This window comes from Streptomyces sp. NPDC111744, from assembly GCF_055634995.1.
On record NZ_JBVKCG010000011.1, the window covers coordinates 18,466 to 43,578 of the forward strand.

At 70.2% G+C, this 25,113-nt stretch carries 22 protein-coding genes and 1 pseudogene; 8 read left to right on the forward strand and 15 right to left on the reverse strand.

The genetic code is table 11. From position 1 onward, the window contains the following. Window positions 1–2 precede the first annotated feature (2 nt). Entirely contained in the window at window positions 3–2,771 is a 2,769-nt protein-coding gene (locus tag ACZ7OO_RS24025) for an ATP-binding protein (protein WP_471507455.1), read from the forward strand. 325 nt (window positions 2,772–3,096) lie between these two features. On the opposite strand, the gene ACZ7OO_RS24030 is transcribed toward ACZ7OO_RS24025, so the two are convergent. The 3 genes from ACZ7OO_RS24030 to ACZ7OO_RS24040 form a co-directional block, all read right to left on the reverse strand. Then, a complete protein-coding gene (locus tag ACZ7OO_RS24030; RefSeq protein ID WP_471507867.1) occupies window positions 3,097–3,807 on the reverse strand; it encodes a sigma-70 family RNA polymerase sigma factor in 711 nt (236 codons plus the stop codon). Between the two features lie 1,018 nt (window positions 3,808–4,825). Continuing rightward, window positions 4,826–5,782 (reverse strand): alpha/beta fold hydrolase, encoded by a 957-nt coding sequence (locus tag ACZ7OO_RS24035; RefSeq protein WP_471507457.1) that lies wholly within the window; start codon window positions 5,780–5,782, stop codon window positions 4,826–4,828. Between the two features lie 525 nt (window positions 5,783–6,307). After that, window positions 6,308–6,886, reverse strand: coding sequence for a hypothetical protein (locus tag ACZ7OO_RS24040; protein WP_471507459.1), 579 nt, complete (start codon window positions 6,884–6,886; stop codon window positions 6,308–6,310). A 727-nt stretch (window positions 6,887–7,613) separates the two neighbouring features. Between ACZ7OO_RS24040 and ACZ7OO_RS24045 the strand changes: the two genes are divergently transcribed. After that, window positions 7,614–8,348, forward strand: coding sequence for an alpha/beta fold hydrolase (locus ACZ7OO_RS24045; RefSeq protein ID WP_471507461.1), 735 nt, complete (start codon window positions 7,614–7,616; stop codon window positions 8,346–8,348). Between the two features lie 557 nt (window positions 8,349–8,905). After that, window positions 8,906–10,255 (forward strand): NAD(P)/FAD-dependent oxidoreductase, encoded by a 1,350-nt coding sequence (locus tag ACZ7OO_RS24050; protein WP_471507463.1) that lies wholly within the window; start codon window positions 8,906–8,908, stop codon window positions 10,253–10,255. A gap of 61 nt (window positions 10,256–10,316) precedes the next feature. On the opposite strand, the gene ACZ7OO_RS24055 is transcribed toward ACZ7OO_RS24050, so the two are convergent. From ACZ7OO_RS24055 to ACZ7OO_RS24065, 3 genes are all read right to left on the reverse strand, one after another. Next, window positions 10,317–10,862 carry a hypothetical protein gene (locus ACZ7OO_RS24055; RefSeq protein WP_471507465.1) on the reverse strand — a complete coding sequence of 182 codons (546 nt, stop codon included), beginning with the start codon at window positions 10,860–10,862 and terminating at the stop codon, window positions 10,317–10,319. A gap of 135 nt (window positions 10,863–10,997) precedes the next feature. Then, window positions 10,998–11,249, reverse strand: a complete 252-nt coding sequence (locus ACZ7OO_RS24060) for a hypothetical protein (RefSeq protein WP_471507467.1) — start codon at window positions 11,247–11,249, stop codon at window positions 10,998–11,000. A 207-nt stretch (window positions 11,250–11,456) separates the two neighbouring features. Continuing rightward, on the reverse strand, window positions 11,457–11,891 hold the full coding sequence (locus ACZ7OO_RS24065; protein WP_471507469.1) for a cupin domain-containing protein: 435 nt from the start codon (window positions 11,889–11,891) through the stop codon (window positions 11,457–11,459). Between the two features lie 317 nt (window positions 11,892–12,208). Between ACZ7OO_RS24065 and ACZ7OO_RS24070 the strand changes: the two genes are divergently transcribed. After that, complete coding sequence (locus ACZ7OO_RS24070; RefSeq protein WP_471507471.1) at window positions 12,209–13,072, forward strand: sigma-70 family RNA polymerase sigma factor family protein; 864 nt, start codon at window positions 12,209–12,211, stop codon at window positions 13,070–13,072. 21 nt (window positions 13,073–13,093) lie between these two features. Here ACZ7OO_RS24070 and ACZ7OO_RS24075 read toward each other — a convergent pair whose 3' ends face one another. Beyond that, a complete protein-coding gene (locus ACZ7OO_RS24075; RefSeq protein WP_471507473.1) occupies window positions 13,094–14,014 on the reverse strand; it encodes an RNA polymerase sigma-70 factor in 921 nt (306 codons plus the stop codon). A 448-nt stretch (window positions 14,015–14,462) separates the two neighbouring features. Here ACZ7OO_RS24075 and ACZ7OO_RS24080 point away from each other — a divergent pair, with 448 nt between their 5' ends. Next, window positions 14,463–14,729, forward strand: coding sequence for a WhiB family transcriptional regulator (locus ACZ7OO_RS24080; RefSeq protein ID WP_471507475.1), 267 nt, complete (start codon window positions 14,463–14,465; stop codon window positions 14,727–14,729). A gap of 90 nt (window positions 14,730–14,819) precedes the next feature. Here the strand turns inward: ACZ7OO_RS24080 and ACZ7OO_RS24085 are convergent, their stop codons facing one another. From ACZ7OO_RS24085 to ACZ7OO_RS24095, 3 genes are all read right to left on the reverse strand, one after another. Continuing rightward, window positions 14,820–15,416 carry a YceI family protein gene (locus tag ACZ7OO_RS24085; protein WP_471507869.1) on the reverse strand — a complete coding sequence of 199 codons (597 nt, stop codon included), beginning with the start codon at window positions 15,414–15,416 and terminating at the stop codon, window positions 14,820–14,822. 166 nt (window positions 15,417–15,582) lie between these two features. Beyond that, complete coding sequence (locus ACZ7OO_RS24090) at window positions 15,583–16,329, reverse strand: SDR family oxidoreductase (RefSeq protein WP_471507477.1); 747 nt, start codon at window positions 16,327–16,329, stop codon at window positions 15,583–15,585. Window positions 16,330–16,493: 164 nt separating this feature from the next. Continuing rightward, window positions 16,494–18,224, reverse strand: coding sequence for an L-aspartate oxidase (locus ACZ7OO_RS24095; protein ID WP_471507479.1), 1,731 nt, complete (start codon window positions 18,222–18,224; stop codon window positions 16,494–16,496). A gap of 289 nt (window positions 18,225–18,513) precedes the next feature. On the opposite strand from ACZ7OO_RS24095, the pseudogene fdxA reads away from it, so the two are divergent. After that, window positions 18,514–18,822, forward strand: a pseudogene (fdxA, locus tag ACZ7OO_RS24100) (ferredoxin); the annotation flags it as partial. 144 nt (window positions 18,823–18,966) lie between these two features. On the opposite strand, the gene ACZ7OO_RS24105 reads toward fdxA, so the two are convergent. Together ACZ7OO_RS24105 and ACZ7OO_RS24110 are read right to left on the reverse strand one after the other, a co-directional pair. After that, window positions 18,967–19,464, reverse strand: a complete 498-nt coding sequence (locus tag ACZ7OO_RS24105; RefSeq protein WP_471507481.1) for an Ohr family peroxiredoxin — start codon at window positions 19,462–19,464, stop codon at window positions 18,967–18,969. A 282-nt stretch (window positions 19,465–19,746) separates the two neighbouring features. Beyond that, window positions 19,747–20,646: an RNA polymerase sigma-70 factor gene (locus tag ACZ7OO_RS24110; RefSeq protein WP_471507483.1), complete on the reverse strand. Its 900-nt coding sequence runs from the start codon at window positions 20,644–20,646 to the stop codon at window positions 19,747–19,749. Between the two features lie 232 nt (window positions 20,647–20,878). On the opposite strand from ACZ7OO_RS24110, the gene ACZ7OO_RS24115 reads away from it, so the two are divergent. Together ACZ7OO_RS24115 and ACZ7OO_RS24120 are read left to right on the forward strand one after the other, a co-directional pair. Further along, a complete protein-coding gene (locus tag ACZ7OO_RS24115; RefSeq protein ID WP_471507485.1) occupies window positions 20,879–21,115 on the forward strand; it encodes a hypothetical protein in 237 nt (78 codons plus the stop codon). A gap of 8 nt (window positions 21,116–21,123) precedes the next feature. Next, a complete protein-coding gene (locus ACZ7OO_RS24120; RefSeq protein ID WP_471507487.1) occupies window positions 21,124–21,756 on the forward strand; it encodes a DUF5134 domain-containing protein in 633 nt (210 codons plus the stop codon). A gap of 7 nt (window positions 21,757–21,763) precedes the next feature. Here ACZ7OO_RS24120 and ACZ7OO_RS24125 read toward each other — a convergent pair whose 3' ends face one another. From ACZ7OO_RS24125 to ACZ7OO_RS24135, 3 genes are all read right to left on the reverse strand, one after another. Next, a complete protein-coding gene (locus ACZ7OO_RS24125; protein WP_471507489.1) occupies window positions 21,764–23,155 on the reverse strand; it encodes an aldehyde dehydrogenase family protein in 1,392 nt (463 codons plus the stop codon). Beyond that, window positions 23,155–24,255, reverse strand: a complete 1,101-nt coding sequence (locus tag ACZ7OO_RS24130; protein WP_471507491.1) for an acyl-CoA synthetase family protein — start codon at window positions 24,253–24,255, stop codon at window positions 23,155–23,157. Before ACZ7OO_RS24130 ends, ACZ7OO_RS24125 begins: the two co-directional genes overlap by 1 nt. 68 nt (window positions 24,256–24,323) lie before the next feature. Next, window positions 24,324–25,067 carry a PIG-L deacetylase family protein gene (locus ACZ7OO_RS24135; protein WP_471507493.1) on the reverse strand — a complete coding sequence of 248 codons (744 nt, stop codon included), beginning with the start codon at window positions 25,065–25,067 and terminating at the stop codon, window positions 24,324–24,326. Window positions 25,068–25,113: the final 46 nt, after the last annotated feature.

The following is a 25,113-nucleotide window of genomic DNA, read 5'->3' on the forward strand; positions in this document are numbered from 1 at the left end:
ACGTGACCGGTCTACGGGGCCGCCGCAGCGAGCGCGCATCACTCGAACAGCTCCTGGCGAGTGTCCGCGAAGGCCAGAGTCGGGTGCTGGTCCTTCGCGGCGAGGCCGGGATCGGCAAGACGGCGTTGCTGGAGTACCTCGCGAGCCACGCATCCGGGTACCGCATCGCGCGCGCCGCGGGCGTCGAGTCCGAGATGGAACTCCCGTTCGCCGGACTCCACCAGCTGTGCGCGCCGTTCCTCGACCGACTCGACCGGCTCCCCGTCCCGCAACGGAACGCGTTGGGAACGGCGTTCGGCCTGATGCAGGGGGACCCGCCGGACCGCTTCCTGATCGGACTCGCGACGTTGAGCCTACTGTCCGACGTTGCGGAGGAACGCCCGCTGCTCTGCCTCGTCGACGACGCTCACTGGCTTGACCAGACCTCGGCGCACACGCTCGCGTTCGTCGCCCGGCGCCTGTTCGCCGAGTCGGTCGCCCTGGTCCTCGCCACCCGAACGACTGTCGAGGACCAGGTGCTCCGGCAGCTGCCGGAGATACAGGTCAGTGGGCTGGGCGAGGCGGATTCCCGGGCCTTGTTGCGGGCCGTGCTCCAGGGCCCACTCGATGCGGCCGTGCTCGACGGGATCGTAGCCGAGGCGCGCGGCAACCCTTTGGCACTGCTGGAGCTGCCGAGGGGGCGAACGCCCACGCAGCTGGCGTTCGGCCTCGGGCTGCCGAACACGACGCCACTGGCCAGTCGCATGGAACAAGGGTTCATTCGACGGCTTCGACCGCTTCCGGACCAGACCAGAAGGCTTCTCCTCACGGCCGCGGTCGAGCCGGTCGGCGACATGACGGTGCTGTGGCGTGCGGCCGGGCGTCTCGGTATCCCTTCGGACGCGGCGGCCCCGGCCGCGGCGGCTGGCTTGATCGAGTTCGGCACACGAGTGCGGTTCCGCCATCCGCTGGTGCGCTCCGCCGCGTGGCGGGCGGCCGACGTGCGTGATCTGCGCGAGGTCCACGGCGCGCTGGCCGAGGTGAGCGAACTCGATCCCGACCGCAGGGCGTGGCACCGTGCTCAGGCCAGCACGAAGCCGGACGAGGCGGTCTCCACCGAACTCGAGCGTTCGGCCGGCCGTGCCCAGGCGCGTGGTGGGTTCGCCGCGGCGGCGGCATTCCTCGAGCGGGCGGCCGAGTTGACCCCCGGCCCGGCACACCGGGTGACCCGCCTCCTCGCGGCAGCGCAGGCCAGAGTTCAGGCAGGCGAGTTCGACCCGGCCGTCCAGTTGCTGGCGGCCACCGAGGCAGGACCGGTCGATGAACTCGGGCGGGCGAGGATCGATCTGCTGCGTGCCCAGATCGCGTACGCCTCGCGTCGCAGCAACGAGGCTCCCCGGTTGCTGCTCGCCGCCGCCGAACGACTCGAGCCGTTCGACACCGAACTCGCCCGGCAGACCTATTTGAGCGCCTTCTCCGCCGCCATGTACGCGGGCCGGTTCGCCGGTGCCGCGGACCTGGCGGAGGTGGCGGCGGCCGCACCCCGGATCACCCCGGACCGGGCCGGCCGGGGTGACATGCTGCTGGCGGGCATGGCCTCCATGGTCAGGGACGGGTATCCGGCTGCGCTGCCGACCGTCCGTCGAGCATTGCGGGCATACCGCACCGAGGAGATCTCGGTGTCGGAAGGCCTGCGGTCCCTCTGGGTCGCGGGGGTCGCCGCGGCGGACGTGTGGGACGACGAGAGCTTCGATGTCCTCACCGCCCGCTTCGTGAAGATCGCTCGCGATGCCGGGGCCCTCAGCGAGCTTCTCCTCGCGCTCAACTCCCGCATCATCATGCTGATGTTCGCCGGTGAGCATGAAGCGGCGGCGTCCGTCGTCGACGAGGCGAGAGCGGTGAGGGAGGCGATCGGAAGTGAACGTCCTCTCTACGAGATCATGGTGTTCGGTGCGTGGCAAGGACGCGAAGAACACACCCTCCCGCTGATCGAAGCCACTCTGAGCGAGGTCGTGGCCCGTGGCGAGGGCATTGGGACGACCGTCACGCAATGGGCGAACGCGCTGCTCTTCAATGGCCTGGGCCGGCACGAGGACGCGCTGGGCCCGGCTCGTGCGGCAGGCGAGTACCCGCGGGAACTAGCCGCCGCGAACTGGGGGTTGGTCGAGCTGATCGAGTCAGCCGCCGGCTGCGGCGCCACCGACCTGGTCGCCGATGCGCTCAAGCGGCTCTCCGAGATGACACAGGCCAGCGGTACCGATTGGGCGCTCGGCGTCGAGGCGCGCTCGCGTGCGCTGATGAGCGAGGGCGACGCCGCGGAACCCCTCTACCGCGAGGCGATCGAGCGGCTGGGCCGCACCCGGGTCAGGGCCGAGTTCGCCCGGGCTCGTCTTCTCTACGGCGAATGGCTGCGCCGCGAGGGCAGACATCTCGACGCCCGTGAGCAACTGCGGACGGCCCACGAACTCTTCACCGCGATGGGCGCCGAAGGATTCGGTGAGCGAGCCCGTCGAGCGCTCCTGGCCACGGGCGAGAGGGCACGCAGGTACACCGTCGAAGCCCGCGACGAACTCACACCTCAGGAGGCCCAGATCGCCCGGCTCGCCGCGCACCAGCAGACGAATTCGGCGATTGGTGCACAGCTGCTGATCAGTCCCCGTACCGTCGAGTGGCACCTTCGCAAGGTGTTCACCAAACTCGGCATCACTTCCCGCCGAGAGCTGTCCGAGGCGCTGCCCGACACCGTTCACGCAACCCACCCGCCCCGGCGAATCAGACGGAACGACCAGTGAGCAGAGGCGATCGGCGAACGTCGGATCGGTCGGCCGGTCGCGTGTCCGTGCCACAACGCGGCGGCCACTGCGGGGACCTGCCGGCCGCGAACGCGGACGGTGACACCGCTCGAAGCGGCGCCCGCCGTACGGTTCCAGGACGAGGCGTTCCTCCGGCTGTCGTCGACCGACTCGCTCAGCTGCCGGACCGACTCGAGAGGGTTCTCGGCGTTCTCAGCGACCCTGTGTTCCGGCAGAGGCGCACGGGCCGAGCCCCGAGCGCTGCCCGGCCAGCCGTCACCGGTATCGGCATCCGCCGAGCGAGCCGATCCGCGGGACAGCCCACTCATCGGCCCCCGGCGGCGGCTCCCCGGCGCGGTGGGACAGCCGGCGTGGCAACCTGACGGGCGAGGTCGGCGACAAGCAACTCTTCCAATTCGGCGAGGTCGAGGGTGTCCGCGGCTTGGCGGAACGTCCGGACGAGACGCCGGTGAGCGGTGGTGCTCACCGGGCGCAGCCGCGCCGTGATGAGGTGAGTGCGGGCACGGCGCAGGAGTTGCCGCGCGTGTGCCTCCCGCACGTTCAGTACTTCCGCGATCCGTGCATAGGGGTAGTCGAAAGCCATACGTAGGAGATAGACGGCTCGTTCGGCGGGGGGCAGCCGTTCCATGAGCAGCCGGATCGCGGTGTCCACCGCTTCCTGGCGTTCGACTGCCGTCTCCGGCCCCGTGGAACAGTCCGCGGACTCGGGCAACCACGGGCCGGCGAGGATTTCGCGGCGCCAGCGGGCCGACTGGGAGACGTTGATGGCGAGCCTGGCGGTCGTCGTCGCGAGGAACGCCGGCGGGCAGACGACGACGGAACGGTCGGTTCCGACCCAACGCAGCCACGTCTCCTGCACTACGTCCTGGGCCTCGCCCACGTCGTGCAGGATGCGCAGACCGATGGCGAAGAGCCGGGGCGTCGTGCCGACGAACACGGCGGCGGAGCCATCCTCTCTCCCGGCCGACCGGCCGTCGTCCTGGTCCGGGTGGTCCGCGTGCGACTCCAGCAGCATGGTCACGCTCTCGCCTCCGTTCACACCTGGCATCCGTTGATGCGGCATGCGAACACGGTCGCTTTCCGGGCAGCTCCACGGCGCCCCCGGCAGTGCCTGGTCCACACCCTGGTCCTGGGCAGTGACCACCCCCGGGGCCCCTGGCCACCGCTCCTCGGCACGAGCCGCCGGGCTCCCGGAACACACGTCCCGCGACTGGGCGTCCGCACGCGAAGTGCCGGGGAGGCCGAGGAGGGAGGTCGAGCAGCAAGGCGGGATCGTCCTGCCGCAGGGGTGTCCGTCGAGGGAGGACAAGACCGCAGGGCTCTCAGCCGAGGCCCGTGCCGGTCGGCGTGCCACACGACCGTGCACCATCCCGTCTCCGTTGTGTCGAGCCACGAGCGGAGGTCCCCTGCGCGAGATCCTGATCGGCGGTGGTGGCTGTCCCCGTTTCCGCGCCGCGCCGGAGTCTGAGAGGAAGCGGAGTGCGGGCGCGGCGCGCGCGTCACGGGGGCGACGCGCGCCCTTGCGTCACCGGCCGGCGGCTGCTGCCGGAGGTGACGACCGGCTCCGCGGAGGCGCGGCATGACACCGTGTCGCTGCGGCGCCACCTGCGCGGGTTCCGGCTGATCGTGGGCAGCGTGACAGAGATCCGCCGGGCGGACCGCATGCCCACGGTCCCGACGGTGAAAGGAGTCGGGCAGCAACCGCGAACCGTGTAAGGCATTTCTCGTGGTCACCGTCGGCCCCGCGAGCCGTGCTCCCACCATCCCCGGGTTCGCCCAGCAGGCGATGGAGCACAGGCACACGGAGGAACAGCGGCGATCCACGACCACCTGATGACGGCTTTCGAACCAGGTGGCGCCCCTGCCCCCGGGCGGCGAGCGCGACAAGCTGCCGAGCGGTGATGGCCGTGGGAGGCGGGTTCGCCGCCATGAGCCCGCTGGGGTGCCGTGTTCAGGAGGTTGGCCACACAGGGGGCTTGACTGGTGACAGGAGCAGGAACGAGAAGGGGCGAGATGGACGTCAGGTGATCTGGCTACGGGATCTGCTGATCCTCAAGGACACGGTGAGCGCGCAGGAACGCGCGGACCACGGCGGTGAACCGTGCGGGCCGTTCGATGTGCGCGAGGTGCCCGGTATCCTCCAGTACCGACAACTCGGCCGCAGGAATGGCCTCGTGGAGGAGAGCGGCCCATCGTGGGCCGCAGATGAAGTCCTGACGGCCTGCCAGTACAAGGGTCGGCGTGGCGATGCCGGGCAGCTCGTCCCGGACGTCGAACGGAGGGCCCTCCCCCTGGGCGGGAGCCGCGTACATCCGAAGCGACCGGCGGGCGGGCGCGAACTCGTCCTCTCGGCCCCAGTAGTCGAAGACATAGGCAGGCATCATCGTCCGCAACACGGCAGTGGTGCCGTCGTCGTCGAGCAGATCTAGAGGGGTCGTGAGGGCGGCGACGTAACCGGTCGTCTCCGGGTGGTGGTCGGCATGGTCTCTCACGAACCGCTCCATGGCGGTGACCGCCGCCGCCCAGAACTGGTCGTCCGCCACCGGCGATGTGTCGTACAGGACAAGGGCGGCAAGCCGTCCGGGGTGGTCGAGGGTGTACTGCTGGGCGACAAAACCACCGTGGGAGTGGCCGAGCAGGGTGAGCTGTGGCAACCCCAGGTGTTCGACGACACTGTGCAGGAAATGCGTGTACGTGGCCACGGTGTAGTCGCGCGGATCGGGAAGCCGACCGGACTCGCCCGTGCCGACCGGTTCCACGTAGACCATGGTCAGGCAGTCTTCGAGGCCGAGCACGCGCAGGTACTCCCAGCCGATGCCCGGTCCGCCCGGATGAGCGAGGCACACGGGGCCCGAGCCGGCGACGTGGTAACGCAGATCGACGTCGGCCGATCCATGGCGGACAGTGATCGTGTGGGTGCCGGGGGACAGAGGCGACGGCGGATCGTCGGTCGCGCGGGGGAGTTCCTGCGGCTGATTCGAGTGCTTCACGCCTGCCGATGATTCGTCACGTGTGGATGTACTGCAAGGAAAAGCATGACAGGTAATCACACTGTTATGGGACGCAGCAGCCACGCAACATTTGGCGCCGTGGATCGCGCACCGCGATGTGTCGTACCAGGGCGGCTGGGCGTGGGCCGGGCGGACGGCCGGCTTCGCGTTCGCTGACGAGACGCATGATGGCCTGTGAACCGATGTGCCGCAGGCCGCGGAGACCGCTGCTGCTCAGGACCCGGCCACGGTGGTGCGCCAGAGGCGGCTTCGGATCGCGGGGGGCGCCGAAACTCACAACGTTGTCACGGGAGGTGGGTGCGGGCCACCACTGTCGTCTCCGGACGTGTGAAAGTGCGGTAGGCTGATCACAGTGTTCTCGACGTCGGGTTTGGACACCTCGCGCAACGTCGGGAATGCTCCCGCACCCGTTGCGCAGAGCTGAGCGGGTGCGGTGTCCCGGACGCCCGTCGATCCCCCGCGAGGTGGCGTCCGGGGCACGGTCGGCCGCTGGTGAGGGTCTGTTCAGGATTGTCCGGCGCGGTAGAGACCTCGGCCGGTGCGCCGGACGCGGGAAGAGCCTACGAGACGGTCGAGCGTGCTGCGGATGGCGTTGATGCTGCCGCTGTCGGTGGCACGGCCGAGCGCCACCGCTACGTCGCGGGCGCGCACATCGGCGTCGCCGACCTGCGCGAAGTAGTCCAGGATCTGCTCGGTCAGCCTGCCGTACCTTCGCTCCGTGGCGACCTTCGCGCGAGACGTCCGCTTCGCTGTTTCCTTCTCACCTCCGGGCTGCCGTGATGCCCGGGTGACGTCGGCCGAGGTGTCGAGGGAGGCGGGGGCCGAAAGCGTGTCCGCCTCGGTCCGCCCCGCGTCGCGGTGCCGACCCGTGCCAACGGTGTCCGTCGCGGCCGTCGCTCCCGGCGAGTCCGCCAACACGGCTTCGAAGGCCCGCAGGGCCCGATGGACGGTGTCGAGGTGGGCGGCGACGGCGGCCAGTTCCCTCTCCAACGCCCGCTTCTGCAGCTCCAGACGGCTGAGGTCCTCATGGAGACTCTCAGCAGTGACCTCGATGTTGTGCGCTGCGCGAGATGCCGGAACCATGTCTCCCTCTCATCCTCAACCCCTCGTGCCACGCCCCTGCCCAGCTCACCTGGGGGTGTCACGCGACCCGGATGCCGGGGCGGGTACTGCGAAGCATCATATGCAACACGTACTCTTCGTCGCAGAGCGTCTGAAGCTCTCACACCAGATACTGGAATCATCGGCATACGAGGCCCGCCGGTGTCACGGTGACGATGATGCGGTGTTGGTTCGGGGGACGCCCGCCTAATGTCAATTGTTGCCACTGTCCCGAGCGCCGCGCAACGGGCGAACGCGTCCTCGGTGGTGCGGCAGCCGACGTCCTCACCGCCGAAGGCTTGATCGGGCAGCGGGTGTCACGGGTGAGCCGCACGGCAGTCCTCAGCAGTTCGTCGGCCGCGGGGCCCCGTAGGCGCACGAACGACAGGTACGGGCAGGAGAAGGCTTCGACGGACAGCGCGGGGGCGCCTCCCGCCGTCGAAGACACGGTGGCGTGGGGTGATGGCAGGAACAGCCGGCGGATGGCCTCGGCCGTGGCACCGCCGGCAGGACAGCCCTTCGGCCCAGGGCCGTCGCCCGGCACCCGGCACCCGTCGTCAGGGCGGCTCGGACAGTATGTATCGAGTGACACGGTTCACGTGGCTGGCCGAACCGTCGCAAGCACTACCGGCAGCGTCGACAATAGTGTGACAGCATGGGATGCCGCTCTCATCCACGAGGCGCCGTCCACTGATGAAGGAATTCACCCATGCCCGCGATTCTGATCCACGGCGTTCCTGACACCCACCACGTATGGGACGGTGTCCGACAGCACCTGACCAGGACCGACGTGGAAGCCTGGGATCTGCCCGGCTTCGGCGCCGCGCGACCGGCCGGTTTCGGCTCCACGAAGGAGGAGTACGTGGACTGGCTCATCCAGCGGCTGGAGCGGGTCGGCGAGCCGGTGGACCTGGTCGGCCACGACTGGGGCTGCATTCTCACTCTCCGGGTCGCCTACCTGCGGCCGGATCTGGTCCGTACCTGGGCAGGAGGCAACGGCCCGGTTAACGCCGAGTACGTCTGGCATCCGCTGGCCAAGATCTGGCAGGACCGGGTCGAGGGTGAGCGCTTCATGTCCGAACTGCGCACCGAACCCTTCGCCGCCGACCTGGCGGCAGGTTTCGACGTGCCCCTCGGCCTCGCCAGGGAGATGGCGAGCCGCGTGGACGAGCCGATGAAGGACGCGGTCCTCAGGCTGTACCGGTCGGCGATCACCATGGGGGCGGAGTGGGAGCCGGGCCTGTCCGCCGTGTCGGCGCCGTGCGTCGTCTTCTGGGGGGCGCTCGATCCCGCCTGCCAGATCGAGTTCGGGCGCAGGCTCGGCGCCTCCGTGCACGCCACGGCGGTGATCGAGATGGACTGCAATCACTGGACGGTCCTCCAGCGGCCCGCGGAGGTGGCCGAAATCCTGGAGAAGCACTGGAGCGCGCACGCCGACGCGTGACGGGCGCGGCGGCCGGACCGATCGGAGAACGGCATACGGCGTCGGCGCGGGCACGACGCGCTGTGTGGGCGTCGGCCCGGCGACGTCCCGGTCCCGCCGTGGTCGACGTCGACGACCGCGTCTTCCGGCCACCGGCTCGTCGGCCCGCCAGCGCCGTGTCTCCTGACGATGTGACGCACGGGCCCGGCGTGCGGGGGAACGGGCCGGAAGGCGCGCACGGCCCGCGACGTCGAAGGAGGAGGCCGAGGCCGACTCGCGCTCGTACGACGCCCCTCTCCCGGCCGGCCGCGCGTCCGAGGTCGGAACGAGTCGTGCCACGGGGCCGGCGCGGAACCACGGCGCCCGTGCCGCCGAGCGCGTGTGTCTCCCCCCGGTCCTGATCGAGTCGACGCGGGAGATCCCCCGCTGGACGGCGCCGGTCGGCAAGCCCCCCGGCCGGCACCGCGAACGCCCCGGGGCCTGCCGCATGCGGTGGCCGATTGACCAGAACTTGTCATGTCACACCATGTGGTGTCGACCGGTCTAGAAGGGTGAAGCCTAGAGAAACAGAGGACACCGTGCGTGAGATCGTGATCGTGGGTGGTGGTTACGCGGGTTTCTACACCGCGTGGGGCCTGGAGAAGAAACTGCGACGGGGTGAGGCACGCGTCACCGTGGTCGACCCTCGTCCGTACATGACGTACCAGCCGTTCCTGCCCGAGGTGGTCGCCGGGTCGGTGGAGGCCCGTCATGCCGCGGTCTCGCTCCGGCGGCATCTGCACCGGACCCGCCTGATCGCGGGCGCGGTGACGGAGATCCGCAACAGCGCGCACACGGTCACGGTCAGGCCGCAGACCGGGCCGGACTTCGACCTCCACTACGACGTGCTCGTGGTGACGGCGGGAGCCGTCACGCGCACCTTCCCGATCCCGGGGCTGGGTGACCAGGCGTACGGGCTGAAGCATGTCGAGGAGGCCGTGGCGATCCGCGACCGGCTGCTCACCTCGTTCGACCGCGCGGCGACCCTGCCGCGCGGGCCCGAACGCAGCAAGCTGCTCACCGTCACCGTCGTCGGTGGTGGCTTTTCGGGGGTGGAGGGCTTCGGCGAGCTGCTGGGCCTGGCGACCGCGCTGCTCAGGCACTATCCGGAGATCGGCGCGGAAGAACCCGCCTTCCACCTGGTCGAGGCGCGGGCCCGGATCCTGCCCGAGGTCACCGACCGGCCCGGTGAGTGGGTGGTGCGCTCGTTGGAGAAGCGGGGTGCCCGGGTGCACCTGAACACCCAGCTCGTCTCGGCGAAGGACGGACGCGTCGTGCTCTCGGACGGAGCGGAGTACGACTGCGGCCTGCTCGTGTGGACGGCGGGCAACGCCTCCAACCCGATCGTGCACAACCACACCGACCTTCCCGTCGACGAACGGGGTCTGCTGACCGTGCGAGCTGATCTCAGGGTCGGTACGGCCACCGAGGCGGTGGCGGACGTCTGGGCGGCCGGCGACGACGCCTCGGTGCCCGATCTCGCGGCCGGACGCCCGGACGCCCGCACGGTCCCCAACGCTCAGCACGCCGTCCGCCAGGGCAAACGTCTGGCGAAGAACATCCTGGCGACACTGCGCGGCCGGCCGACGAAGGACTACGTGCACCACAGTCTGGGTGTGGTGGCGACGCTCGGGCTCGGCCATGGCATCTTCCAGTACCGCCGACTGGTCATCAAGGGCTTCCCGGCCTGGCTGATGCACCGGGGCTACCACGTTCTGGCGGTTCCGAGCTGGGAACGCAAGGCCCGCGTGTTCGCCGTGTGGGCCACCGCCGCACTTTACGGCCGCGACATCGTCTCTCTCGTCTCGGTCCAGCACCCCAGGGAGGCCTTCACCTCCAGCGGCGACCCCCGCCGGAGCGAGGAACCCACGGACGCCGTCGCCGGATAGGCCGTCCTCGACGCCGCCGGGCGGCGGGTGTCCCACCGTGCGCACCCGCTGCCCGGAACCGCTACGGCTTGACCGCGCGGTACAGACCGCGGCCGACACGGCGAACGCGGGAGGTGCCGACCAGACGGTCGAGTGTGCTCCGGACGGCGTTGATGCTGCCACTGTCGGTGTCACGGCCCAGAGCGGAGGCGACATCGCGGGCACGGACGTCGGCGTCTTCGGCTTCCGCGAAGTACGCCAGGATCTGCTCGGTGAGCTTGCCGTACGTTGTCACGCTGTCGGCGTGGGCGTCGGTGTGGCCCGCCGGCGCCCGGCTCTCGTCGGCGCTGCCGGCCGTGTTCGCGGGCGGTGCCTGCCGCGCGGGGGCGGGCGCCGGCTCCGGCGTCGGATCCGTGTCCGCCGGGCCGGGTGCCGCGGATGACGGAGCGGACGCGGGCATGAGGGCCTGAAGGGCGTTGAGGGCTAGCTGTACGGAGCCGAGGTGAGCGGTGACCGCAGCCAGTTCCCTCTCCAGCGCCTGCTTCTGGATCTCCAGCCGGGTCAGGTCCTCCTGGAGGCTCTCGGCGGTGATCTCGATGTTGCGAGCCGTGGAGGTCACGGAGACCATGCGTTCCTCTCGTCCTCAACCCTTGTTCTGGCCGGGACATCATATGCAGCGGCCGCCGGTCGAGAAGGGGACGGGGCAGCGGTGGGACAGCGCATCGCCCACCGGGACGACCCGCCGGATCCGTCCCCCGACCCGTCAGGGACGGTCCCCCTTCGAGCGGCCGGGCCCGGTGTCGCTCGCCTCGCCCGAGCGTGGCTTGCGGTCGACGGGCCCGGCCACCGAGTGCTGCAGTCGTCTGAGGGCCTCGGAGACCGCGTCGATGCGGGCGTCCACCGTGTCGATCGCTTCTCGGAGCAGGATCAGCCGCCCTTCGAGCAGGGCGGCCTCCGCCGCGAGCGACGCGCTGACGGCGGTGGGATCGGTCTGCCGGTCAGTGCTTCGGGGCATCCTCTCGTCCTTCCTCAGCTCGTGCCGGAAGCCCGTGGACAGGTCGCTCTCGAACAGCGATCGCTCGAACGCGTCGGCTGGCGTGTGTCCCTGCCATGCTCCTCCTCCTTCGCTGCGGGGCTCGGGCGGACATCGCCGCAAGCCGTCGACACCGCATAGACCGGGCAGCAGGGGGAGCTGTGACAGCCCGTCGTACCGCGCGCCGCGCTACTGCGGTTCGCAGCCGGGGTCAGGAGCGTCCTCCGCCGGCGGAGCGCCGTGCGGCAGGACGTGGAGGACCTCCAGGACGACATCCGTCGCGCCTCGGTTCTGGCCGATGTGCGCGTGGTCCGCGCCCGGCGTCTCCGTCAGGAAGCTGCCCGCCGCGTACACGCCGTCGGACGCGCACGCGGCATTGAAGTGGCTCAGTGTTCCCTGCTTGACATACGCGTACAGATAGCCGTCGTGGTAGTGCCATCCCGTCGCCTGGCCGTCAGGGATGGTGATCTCACGGCGGGTGTAGTCCCGGTCACCGATGGTCCGCTGTGCCAGGATCCTGCCGCTGACGCCGGGACCGCCGGGTGTCGCCTGGGCGACACCCGGGGTGAGCGAGAGCCCTATGAGCATGGTTCCGACGGCTGCGGCATTCCATACGTTGCGCATCGTGATCCCTTCGGGGATGAGTGTGGAGGGACCGTTCGGGGTAAGTGGACGTCACAAGCGGCCTGTTCAAACGCAACACACTGTATTGGCATTGCACATGACATCCGGCAGCGGGGTCACATGAAAGTATGTTTTTGTTGCGGAAGTGCCACACCTTCCGACCGCTTCCCGGACAGCTGTCGAACCGACAGGAGACGCGGAGGCCGAGCCTCTCCCCGGGACATGGATGTGGCGTTCCCGGACACCGCCGGTTACCTTCCAGGGCGTACACCGCCGCAGTGGCAGTGCTGAGGGGCCGTCGGGAGGGAGAAGGCGGTATGGAACCTGTCGGTGACACCGTGCCGATCGCGGAGTTGCTCGATGAGCGGCGGCATCTGCTGGAGGTCGCTCACTGGATGCTGGGCAGCCCCGTCGCGGCCGAGCGTGTCATCGACGAGGCGTATCGGGAGTGGTACGGGCTCACCGATCGCCAACGGTCGCGGATAGGGTCGCCACGGGCCTGGCTGAGCCGGGTCGTGGGGACCATCTGCCTGGAGCGGCTGGCCCCGCCGGACCCTGAAGGGGACACCCAGCGGCGCGCGCGGGAGAGGGGACTGCGCGATACCGGCCCGGAGAGCGGAGTCAGCGCGGTGCTCCCGCCGGAACCGGAGACGCTGTCACCCGCGAAGAGAGCGGCGTTCGTGCTCAGCGACGTCCTGAGAACGGCAGTTGGCACGGTTGGGGGCAGCCCGGGACAGCCCGAACCGGAATGCGCCGAGCCGGCGAACCGGGCCCGTCACAGCCTTCGGACCCGGCGCGCACAGCCGGCATCACCACGTCGCCAGGACGAGATCGCCCACGCCGTACGACAGGCATGTGCCGATGAGGACGCCGGCCGTCTGGCGTCCCTGCTGACTCCCGACGTCACCGCGTTCTTCGACGGCGGAGGCAAGGTCCGCGCGCTGACGCGGCCCGTCACCGGCAGCGAAAGGGTCGCCCGGAGTCTGCTGACCCTGCTCGCCCGGCACCCGCGCACCACGTTGCACACCCACCCCGTCAACGGATCCACCGGCCTCGTGGCGCGCTACGACGACCAGGTCGCCGCAGTCGTCACCCTCGACGTAGCCGACTCCCGTGTCGTACAGGTCTGGGTCGTCCTCAACCCCGACAAACTGCGCTCCTGGAACCGTCCTCGTCCCTGACATGCCGCTCCGGGGCCGGTCTCAGACACCCCGGACGGCCGCCCGGCGGGAGCGGGAGCCGATGAAGGCGGCGATCTTGCTCGGGTTGAAGACCCACATCACCTGATGAATGCCCCGGTACGTGGCCGCGATGGTCATGAAGGTGGCGGCCCGGCCGTCCCGGTGGAGCAGGATCCCGCTTCGTCCGTTCGCCTCGACCGGTTCCACCTCGACGGTCGGCCAGAACCGTGGATAGGCGGTCGACAGGTTCGCCACGCGGGCACGGCCCAGAACGGGAACGCGAGCTGCCCCCCGGATGCCGTTCCCGTCGGACAGACTGACCGCGTCCGGCGTGAGCAGTGCCTCCAGCGAGGCGACGTCCCCCTGCCGAGCGGCGGCGACAAAGGCATCGAGCAGCTTGCGGTGCTCGGCGGCGTCGACGCTGTCCCGCTGGTCGTCGGTGAGGTGCTTGCGCGCCCGGCTCACGATCTTCCGCACGTTGACGGGGCTGAGCTGCAGGATGTGCGCGATCTCGGGATAGCCGTAGTCGAAGGCTTCTCTCAGCACGTACGCGGCGCGCTCGGTCGGGGGCAGCTTCTCCAGTACCAGGAGCAGGGCGAGTTCCAGTGCTTCCGCCCGCTCGGCGCCGACCTCCGGGTCGTTGCTGGTGTCGACGGGCTCGGGCAGCCAAGGGCCGATGTAGGTCTCGCGGCGGACGCGGGCTGACTGAGCCACGTTGATGGCCAGCCGTGTGGTGGTACTCGACAAGAACGCCACGGGGCTGACCACGACGGCACGGTCGGTCCGCTGCCAGCGCAGCCACACCTCCTGGACGACGTCCTCGGCCTCCACCGCACTGCCCAGCACGCGATAGGCGATGCCGAAGAGACGTGGCCGGAGCTCTACGAAGACGGAGACGGCCTCGCTCATGTTGCTCCCCACGGGGGGCGCCTGTGGATGCATGTTCCTTCGGTCTCCGTTTCGCTGGTACCGGTGTTCTCGCGGACGCGGCCATGTGGCCGTCTGCCGGGAACCGCCAGGGCGGCGGCCGGCGTGCTGAGGGTTCTGGCGGGCGGTGCAATCACCTCCGCTCCAAGTGACCGGCGGCGCAGGCTCTTCGTGACGGTTTCGCGATGGATTTCTTGCCGGACCTTCGGCGGGCGGGCCGTCGGTCCGGAGCCGACAGCACCCGGCGCCGGGTGCACGGGGCCGGAGGCCTCCCCGGTCGGTGGATCACTGTGGGTACCGACGCTTCGCGCCGACGGCGGTCGGTACCGGCCCGATGTCACACCCGCGCCGACCGTTCGGTCTTTCATGTGAAAAGCGGTGATGCATCGCGCACCGCGTTCCTGGTGTTCCCCGAAAAGCCACCGCCCGAACCGGTATCCGTTCCTCACGCAGGAGGTGTTCCATGGATTGGCGCGTACGGGGTCTGTGCCTGCGCGAAGATCCTGATCTTTTCTTCCCGATAGGCAATGTCAACAGCGGTCCGGTAGCGGTACAGACGGACGAAGCGAAGGCCGTTTGCCGTCGTTGCCCGGTGATGGCGCATTGCCTGGAGTGGGCCGTGGACGCGGGCCCGGTCGAGGGCGTCTGGGGCGGCACGACGGAAGGCGAGCGCCGCGCCCTGCGACGACGCGCGGCAGGCGGGTCGACGGCGACGGAAAGCGCCGCTTGAGCGCGGGTGCCGTCGCCGGCCGTTACCGATGCGGGTGGGCGGGGTGGCCCCGGAACCGGGACCACCCCGCCCACCCACATCGGCTTTTCGTCAGGCCGCCGCGTCCGGGTCGACCCGTACCGCGGAGACGTCCAGGGTCAGGGTCACCTTGTCGCTGACGAGGACTCCCCCCGTCTCCAGCGGCGTGTTCCAGGCCAGCCCCCAGTCCGAACGCCGCAGGGTGGCCGTGCCCTCGAAACCGACCCGGTGCTGCCCGTGGGCGTCGTCGCCGGCACCGCCGAAGACGACGTCGATGTCCAGGGGCAGCTCGATGTCCTTGATGCGCAGACTGCCCATGATGCGGAACTCGTCGCCGCCGAGCGGGACGATGCCGGTGGAACGGAAGCTCATCAGGGGGAACGTCGCGGAGTCGAAGAAGGCGGGTCCCCCCAGGTGCGCGTCGCGCTCCGGGACTCCCGTGTCCAGACTGTCGGTCTGGACACTCACGTACGCCTCGGAACGGGACGGGTCGGAGCCGTCGAGTTTGAGCAGGCCCTCGAAACGGTCGAATCTTCCGCGGACATGGGAGATCATGGCGTGCCGGACGGAGAACCCGATGGTGCTGTGGACCGGGTCGACGGTGTAGGTACCGGTCACCGCCGGGTACGGGCCGGAGCCGGGAGAAACGGCCTGATGGCGTTGAACCAGCATGGTGGGTTGCTTTCTCTGTGGTTGCCGTCTGTCGGTGGCAAGGTGTGTCGGCGTCCCGACCGGAACCGTGCCGGATGTGGAAAGGGCCTGCCGTGCCGCGATGCGGACGACAGGCCCTCACGCGGGTGGCGGGCCCTGCCCCGGGGCCGCCCCGCCCGGCGACTCACTGCTGCTGGGCGAGCCAGTCGGTGAAACGGGTCTCCGCGATGTGCGCGTCCGGACCGGGCAGCAGCGTGTTCTCCTGCAGGTCCGCACCGAAGTACGGGGCATGCGCGTCGGTCACGACCTTGCGCGGGTCGTTCTTGGCGGCCAGGCCCTTGCGGATCAGCTCGTCGAGCCGGAACTCGTCGGGGCCGGCGACCTCCACCACTGCGTTGACGGGGGTGCCGACAGCGGTGCGGCCGACGGCGGCGGCCACGTCGTCCGAGTAGACGGGCCGGATCCTGACCGGAGCCAGACGGACGGTGTCACCGTCGGTCGCCGACTCGGCGATGCCCTTCATGAACTCGAAGAACTGCGTCGCGTGAACGATGGAGTACGGAATTCCCGAGTCCCTGATCAGCTCCTCCTGTGCCTGCTTGGCACGGAAGTAGCCGCTCTCCTGGAGCCGGTCCGTCCCGACCACGGAGAGGGCGACGTGGTGGGTCACACCGGCGTCCGCCTCGGCCTTGAGGAGGTTGGCGGTCGAGGTACGGAAGAACTCCATGGCGGCGTCGTCCTCGAAGGAGGGCGAGTTGGAAACGTCGATCACGACCGAGGCGCCGGTCAGGACCTCGCCCAGGCCCTCGCCCGTGAGGGTGTTGACGCCGGTGTTGGGGGCGGCCGGCACCGCCTCGTGACCATGCTCGTTGAGCTTGGCGACCAGCTTCGAGCCGATCAGTCCGGTACCGCCGATCACTACGACCTTCATGTTGAAATTCCTTTCGGGAATGTGCGATGTCGTCCGCATAAGAAAGACCGGATGCACACACTTCCTGTGACAACGTCACGGTGCATTCCCTGAGCTTTTCTTCTGCCGAGATTCAATGGCTCTGAAAAAAGCCGGGAAGCGCGCGAGCGAGGAGTGGCGGGCGGCTATTCGACTAGCTTTCCCTCGGTGGAGACATCCGCCATGAGGGACGCGATCTCATCCGGGATGGGTGAGATGCTCTCGTGGGTGATCCCGGTCGTCGGGGACCAGACGAGGTTGACGCGGAAGGCGGGGTCCGTGTCGGGGAAATCGCTGCGGTTGTGACAACCACGGGTTTCCCGGCGTTCCAGGGCCGCTTCGAGGGTGGCGCGGGCCGCCAGGGCGGCCGACTTGAGGTCGAAGGCGTGGGCGAGGTCCTGGAAGCCGGCGATGTCGGGGTGCACTCCGACGTTCTCCATGCGCTTCTCGATGGTGTCCAGCTCCGCCAGGCCGGCGCGCAGACCCTGTTCGTCACGGACGACGCCGGCGTGTTCGGTCATGGTGTTGCGGATGGCGCGCTGCAGGGCGCGGACGTTCTCGGGTCCGTCGGCGTCGAGCAGTTCGTCCACTTCGGCGCGGGCCTGGGCCACGGCGGCAGCGGACCGGGGCTGCGCGGTCAGCGTCTTCGAGTAGGCGGCGGCGGCCCTGCCGGTGATGCGGCCGTAGACGAGGAGTTCGATGAGACTGTTGCCGCCGAGGCGGTTGGCGCCGTGCAGGCCGCTGGAGGCCTCGCCGATGGCGTACAGGCCGTGGACGTCGGTGCTGTGGTCCTCGGGACGTACCCAGACGCCGCCCATCGAGTAGTGCGCCGTGGGGGCGACCTCGATGGGTTCGCGGGTGATGTCGAGCATCTGCAGCTCGAGGAGCGTCTGGTAGACCCGGGGGAGCCGGTTCATGATCGTCTGGCGGGGGAGGTGGGAGACGTCCAGCCAGACCCCGCCGTTCGGGGTGCCGCGGCCTTCCTTGATCTCGGTGTAGGACGCGAGGGCCACGCGGTCGCGGGTGGACAGTTCCATGCGCTGGGGGTCGTAGCGGTTCATGTACCGCTCGCCGAGGGCGTTGCGCAGGATGCCGCCCTCGCCGCGGGCCGCCTCACTGACCAGGGTGCCGGCGGCGTTCTCCGGTTCGATGATGCCGGAGGGGTGGAACTGGACCAGTTCGGGGTCGCGCAGGCGGGCGCCGGCCTCGACCGCCAGGCGGAAGGAGTCACCGGTGTTCTCGTCCCGCCGCGAGGAGGTGCGTCGCCAGATACGGGTGTGCCCGCCGGCCGCCAGGATGACGGCGTCCGCGTGGACGAGGTGACGGGTGCCGTTGTTGAGGTCGAAGCCGTAGGCCCCGAAGACGGCACCGTCGTGGACCAGGAGACGGGTGACGTAGACGCTGTCCAGCATGGGTATGTCCAACTGGCTCGCACGCCGGATGAGCGTGCGCTGGATCTCCAGGCCGGTGTAGTCGCCGGCGAAGGCGGTCCGACGGAACTTGTGGGCGCCGAAGAAGCGCTGCGAGATCCGGCCGTCCCCTTCGCGGGCGAAGGCCATGCCGTAGCGTTCCAGGTCGTCGATGCCCAGGGCGGCGCCCTGGGTGACGATCTCGGCCGTGCGGGGGTCGCCGAGCAGGTAGCTCTCCTTGAGGGTGTCCGCGGCGTGCTGCTGCCACGTGTCCTCGGGGTCCATCGTGGCCAGGGCCGCGTTGATCCCGCCGGCGGCCAGAGAGGTGTGGGTGTCCTCCTTGGGACGCTTGCCGACGGCGATGACGTCGACGCCGGCCTCGGCCAGCTCGATCGCCGCCCGCAGGCCGGCCCCGCCGGTACCGATCACCAGCACGCTGGTGGCAAGACGTTGTTCGGTGATAGGCACGATTGCTCCCGTCGCTCTGGGTGGTCACTGACTAGGACCAGGCTGGGCGGCGGTTTGTGACAAGAGCGCCGCTCCGACGCCCGGCACGGCTCTTCCCGCACGTGGGGGCCCGTGTGGGAGTCCGGTCAGGAAGCCGGCGACGGCTCGGCGAGGCGTGGGACCAACAGTGGTGACGACCGAGAGTGTGCATCACGTGTCACAACATGGCGGCATTCCCGGTCGTACCGATGAGCCGACGGCCGAACGAGCCGGCCCAGTGACGTGTTCGACGGCGAGGAGGAGGAAAGAGATGACGTACGTCATCGCGCAGCCCTGTGTCGACATCATGGACCGGGCGTGTGTGGCCGAGTGCCCGGTGGACTGCATCTACGCGGGCTCACGCACGCTCTACATCAACCCGGCGGAGTGCGTCGACTGCCACGCCTGTGAGCCCGTCTGCCCCGTGGAAGCCATCTTCCACGAGGACGACCTGCCGCAGCACTGGGCGCACTACCGGTCCGTCAACGCGGAGTTCTTCGACGCCGCGCTCCCCGGGCGGCGCGGGCGGCGTGCCGCACCCGGTGACCACCCCCTGGTTGCGGCCCTGCCCCCGCAGAGCCTGCACAAGAAGGACGTCTCCGTCTTCGCCGTCCGCAAGGAGGAAGCCGCCGACGCGGACCTGTGGTTCCCGTCGTGACCGGCGGCGCCCACGACGAGGGGCCGCCGCGGGGGGGCGGCGGCCGACGCCTGCCGGAGGTACCGCTCAGGAGGCGAGCGTGATGGTCGTCGGGGTACCCCTCCAGGCCATACGCGCGTAGGGGCACAACGTGTCGGCCTTCTCCAGCAGACCGGTGGCCACGTCGGCGGCGACACCGGGCCACCGCACCACCAGGTCGACGTGAAGCACGTAGCCACCGTCCTTGGGATCCCGTCCGAAGGCGACGGTCGCCACGACGGAGATGGGCGCCGGGTCGAGTGCCTCCTGCCGCGCCAGGAGGCTCAGCGCGCCGTGGAAGCACGCCGCGAAGCCGGCCGCGAAGAGCTGCTCGGGATTGGTTCCCTTGCCGTCACCGCCCAGCTCGGCGGGCATGCGCAGTTCGAGGTCCAGGGCGCCGTCGGACGAGCGTGCCCGCCCGGAGGCCCGCCCGTGCGAGGCCACACCGCCGTGCACGGTCACGGTGGTCGTGTAGATGGGCAGGAACTCGTCCCCGTCGTAGTCCTTTTCGGTCGACAGGGTGGGCAACTGGATCCGCTCGGTCACGGCATGACTCCGATGTCGTCGCGGTACGGCTTCCCGGCGGACGGCCGGGAGCGCGTACACGGGGGCCTGGGGTGCCAGGGGGCGGTGACGGGCCGGGCGGCGGTGCGCCCTCGTGGGACCGGGGTGCCCTCTCTCGCAGGCTGTACCGCACCGCACACGACGCACGTCACGTTGTCTGTCCTCAGGCAGGTGGGAGGTCCGACTTCCGGACTACTGGATGACCGACAAGCAACCGTTCCTGTGACGCCTGCCCGTTGCCGACCCGAGACCCCCGACAGCAGGTCAGCCGCTCAGAGAGGCCACGTAGGGCGCCAGCTTGGCCGGGTTCATCACCCACATGATCCGCTCGATGCCCTGCGCCGAGACATCGACGGACAGCAGGGCGACAGCCTCCCCGCCGGACGAGACCAGCACGGCCGGCCGGCCGTTCGCCTCGACCCACCGGATGTCCGCCTGCGGCCAGAAGCGCGGGGCGAAGGCCACGAGGTACCGCGAGACATGGGGCCGTCCGACCACCGGGATCCTGGACGCGCCGCGGATCCCGCCACCGTCCGAGTAGCTGACGACGTCCGCGGTGAGCACGTCCTCCAGTACCGACAGGTCGCCCGTTCGCGCCGCGGAGAGGAACACCTCCAGCAGCCGCCGATGGGCGGCCGGCGTGACGCGCTCCTTGCGCTCGGCGGCCAGGTGCCTTCGTCCGCGGCTCACCAGCTGACGGGCGTTGGCCTCGGTCGTCTCCAGGATCTCGGCGATCCGCCCGTAGGGATAGTCGAACGCCTCCCGTAGCACGTAGGCGGTGCGCTCCACGGGATTCAGCTTCTCCAGGAGCAACAGAACCGCCATTTCCAGGGCCTCGGCCCGCTCCGCGCCCAACTGCGGATCATGACTGGTGTCGACGGGCTCGGGAAGCCAGGGCCCCACGTAGGACTCACGGCGGACGCGGGCGGACTGGGCCAGATTGATCGCCAGGCGGGTGGCGACCGTGGTCAGGAACGCGGCGGGTTCGTGGACTTTCGAGCGGTCCGTGTTCTGCCATCGCAGCCAGGTCTCCTGCACGACGTCCTCGGCCTCCGCCGCACTGCCGCCCAGGACACGGTACGCGATGCCGAAAAGCTGCGGGCGCGCCGAAAGGAACTCCTTCGTCGCTTGGCCAAGGTCGTCGGGATGGGCGCCAGCGTGCATGGATCTCCCCTTCTGGCTTCGTGCGAGCCATGCTACAAGCGGCCACCGAGGGACGCGTCGGGGGTCGGTGGCGTGATCGTGTCCGGCGCCCTCCGGTGGCACACCGTGGCACTCGATGAGTCAGGGACACCTGCCGTCGCGGGCCGGGGCACTCGACCGGCTCCGGGACCACCTCCTTTGCGGCCGTTGCCTGTCACGAATCGATCGCGCACCCGGTCAAAAGTGGGAAGCCATGGACCCAGGGAAGGCGCACACTGTGTCGGACAAGACGTCATCACACGACCACGGCGACCGGGAGGCGATTGCGGCCGGGACGAGTGCGGCGAAGGTCCGTCAGGAAGCCGTACCCCTGACCCTCGCCGGGAGCGCGGTCCGTACCGAGCCCGATGGCGCGCTGGAGCACCTGGCCGAGGCGGGTGGCAGGTCCGGCGGTCCGGGCGATGACCTGCCCCCGCGTTCCCTCTGCTGAGCCGCCCTATGGACACTCCCGTCGACGTCGTGCACGTCATGCTGACGGTGCTCTTCGCCCTCGTGGCGTCGCACGTACTGCGGCACGGCGTCCGGTCACCGGGCACGGGGCGCCGTGACCGGGTGGACCACCTGCTGCACTTCGTCATGGCCGTGGCCATGGCGGCGATGGCCTGGAGCGGCGGCCGATCGCTGTCCGGCCGGACCATGACGGTCCTCTTCACGGCCGCCGCACTGTGGTTCCCGCTGACCGCCCTCCACCACCGCACGGCGGACACGGCGGCGACGATCGCCGGGCGGCTGCAGCCCGCGGCCGGCATGGCGGCGATGGCCTGGATGCTGCGTACACCCCACGGCCGGGCGGTCCCCTCCCACGAGACCCTGGCCGGAGGCGTCCCGGTCGCGCACCACGGCGCGGCACTCGGCCACACCGCGGGCGCATCGGTAACGGGTGTGTGGGTCACCGGCCTGCTGGCCGGGTATCTCCTTGGGTGTGCGATGCGGTCGCTGACCCGTCCCATGCCCTCGCTGCGGTCCGCCACGGCCGCCGCGCATCGCGCCGCCGCGACGGACCCATACGCTCACGTGCGGGACGGAGCGATGGCGCTGGGGACGGCAGTGATGGTGCTCATGCCCCACTGACCGCGTGTCACAGGGCACCGACCACGGCCTTGCCGCGCATCAGGAAGTCCGAGAGGTAACCGTCGTGGGGCACGCCCGGAGCCATCCAGTAGGTCGGGTGGTCACCGACGTACACATTGGCGATGGTGGGTTCCGTCAGCAGCGCGTCGAGCAGGGCGTGGTCGCGAGTGAGGGCCGAGAGCACGAGTGTGTCCCTCAGCGGAGCGGTACCGTCCGTGCGGTTCCAGGGCGCCACCCATACACAGGGAAACGGCAGTTCGGTCCGTAGCTGTGCTGCACTGGCGCTGCCGACCTGATGGACGGCCGGACGCAGGACGGCACTTCCGTCACCGAGGTCGTCGACGACGCCGTCGCCACCGAGCCAGGCACGGGTCCCGGCCGCCACCGACCTCAGGTAGGAGCCGAGGGCCCGTGCCCGGTCCAGCCGGCACACCGGGAGAACCGCCCGGGCGTCCTGGGGTGGCACACTGGGCAGCCGGGACAGGCGGGCCGCGACGGCCTCGGCGAGCGGCGCCGGATCGCCTTCGACGAAGACGGCGGTGGCGTTGACGCACGCGGTGCCACCCTCGTCAGCGACCGAGCCGACGATCGTGTCGAGGTGCTCCCGCCAGTCGGTGTCCGCCGTGATGAGGATCTTGGTCCGGCCCGGCCCCTGCGGCAACACGTGCCGATCGTGGGCGTACCGGGCGACCATCTCGTCGCCGCCGTACACCACCGCACGATCGGCACCGCGGATCAGCGTGTCGGCGGTCCGGTGGTCCGTGGGCAGCAACACCAGCTGGTCCTCCCGGACCCCCGCCCGGTGCAGCGCCCCGACCAGGCGGTGCGGGGTGAACGGCTCCCGCTGCGACGGACGTACGGCGACGCGGTAGCCAAGGGCCAGCGCCTCCAGCCACAGCCGGTGCACACCGGGATGGTTGCCGGAGGCGTGGACGGCGAACACGTCACCCCGGCGCGCCCATACGGCGTGCCCTGCCTCCAGGGCCGGGTCCCGGCGGTCGGAGACCGCACCGCGCGGCCTGCCCTGCTCGGCGGACGAACGGGCCAGAGCGACGAACCGCGCCGTGCCCCGCGTCGCGGCACGTACCACCGTAATCGGGGTGCCGGAAGTGCGGCTGACGAGGTGTTCGTACTCGCGTACGCCCAGTCCGCCGACGGTGCCGGTGGCGAACTCCTCGCCGGCCGCCCCCAGCAGCGCGTCGACGCCGGTTGCGGGCACCGCCTCGGCCTTGCGCAGCGCGGCCAGCGCCCGCCCGACGTACACCGGCGGCACCAGGCTCAGCCGGGCCACCTCGGCACCGGACACATCCGTCACCGGGCTCGGCACGCGCGTCCGGTACGGGCCGTTGGGGCCCAGCGCGTCCAGGTGGACCGACCCGGTGACCTCGTCGGCCGTCATCAGTACACGCCCTCGATCACGGTTTCGCCCTTCACTGTGGGTACCGGCGCCACGTCCGCGACGGCGTCGCCCGCCTGACCGTCGGCCGGCCGCACGCGCACGGCCGTGTCGCGTTCCGCGTTGTTGGGGATGAGCATGGATCTGCTGACGTGGCTGACGACCACCTGGCCCCGCTCACCGACCTCGACCCGCTCCCCGGTGTCGGGCGACACGACCGACAGGAACACGTACGGCGACACCGGGTCGAAGACGCAGGGCTGCGACGCGTCGAGACCGACCCGCTCGAGCAGCGCGGTGAGCATCATGGTGTTGCCGTACATGCCGATGAGCGGCACTTCGGGAAAGACCTCCGTGCTCAGCAGGTGGCGGGTGTCGGGGTCCATGTGCGTGCCACCCCAGATGATCGCCTGGACGGAGCCGTTGATCCGTTCCAGGAGTTCGTCCTCGTTCGCGAAGCGCTCCAACAGCGGGGTGGTGGCGGCGAGTACCCCGATGTCCTGGGTCAGCAGAATCCGCCGGCACTGCTCGACGAGGTGGTCGGTGTAGGACTCGACCTCCTCGTTCCGGCCCGCGGCGACCAGCTTCTTCACCCAGCGGGGATCCATGTCGATGCTCAGCCCCGGGCCGCCGAGTGACACTGCCGCCCGCTGCAGCACGTCCCCCACCAGATGCGGGCCGGTCGGAGCCACGGTCAGCCACTGGGTACCGGTGGGCAGACCGTGGTCCCGGAGACGCTTGCCGACCTGCTCCGTACTGTGCCGCATCCAGTCGGCGAGCTGGACGACCCGCTTGGGCGCCCCGGTCGTGCCGCCACTGTCGAAGACGTTGACCAGCCGGGCGCCGCTCCCGTAGCCACGGGGGATCAGGTCCGCCACCGGGGCGTCCCGCAGTTCGTCGGTCAGGTCGGGGAAGAGCGACAGGTCCTCCACGCCCTTGACGTCCGACCGCGGATCGAAGGCGAGCCGGTCGGCCCGGTCGAGCCAGTACCGCGAGCCGGTCGCCGGGTCGAAGTGCCAGCGCATGGCCGCTCGTACGAACTCGTCCGGGTCGACGCCGTCGGACGGTCCGGCGTCCAGGATGGCGGAGGACTCGTACGTCATGGCTGGTTCCTTCCTCGGCACGGTCTCGTGCGCATGACGGGGTTTCAAGTGGGCCTGGCGGCGTGCGGTCACCGGCTGAACAGTTCGAAGGCGACGGCGGGCCGGCCGTCGAACCGCGCACTGTGCGCGCGGGTGGTGTCGGCCAGGAAACGGCGCGCGTACGTCTCGGGGTCCTCCTCGGTCAACGCCTTGAGGTACGTCCGGTGCTCGCGCAAGGACCGCACCCCCTGTTCGAAACCCGGCTCGGCAAACACCGCGTGCGTCGGCGTCGGCGAGTTGGCGACGGCCACCCACCGGACGCCGTCCCAGGGCCGCAGTCCCTGGTCGGTGAGTTCCGGGAATATCCAGCGGTTGCCGGCGTCCGCCGACGCGTCCAGTACGGCGCGGCCCACGGCCACGTGGTCCGGGGTGTTCCAGGCACCGTGGGCCCAGGTGTCCCGGTGGTTCAGTGTGATCACCAACTCGGGCCGGTGACGCCGGACGGCTGCGGCGATGTCGCGGCGCAGGGGCACGCCGTACTGGATCACACCGTCCCGATGGTCGAGGAATTCGACCGTGGAAACGCCGACGGCCGCGGCGGCCGCACGCTGCTCCGCCTCGCGCAACGACCGGGCTCGTTCGGGGGTCAGGGTGTCGATACCGGCCTCACCACGGGTGGCCAGTACGTAGGCGACCTGCCGGCCGTCGGCCACCCAGGAGGCCACGGCGGCGGAGCACCCGTACTCCAGATCGTCGGGATGGGCCACCACGGCCAGTGCTCGTCGCCAGTCGTCCGGCATCGGGCGCAGCGGTGGAAGGGGGCTGTCGGTCATGTGTCTGCTCTCGTCGGTCGTACCTGGGGGCGGGCAGTCGGCGAGG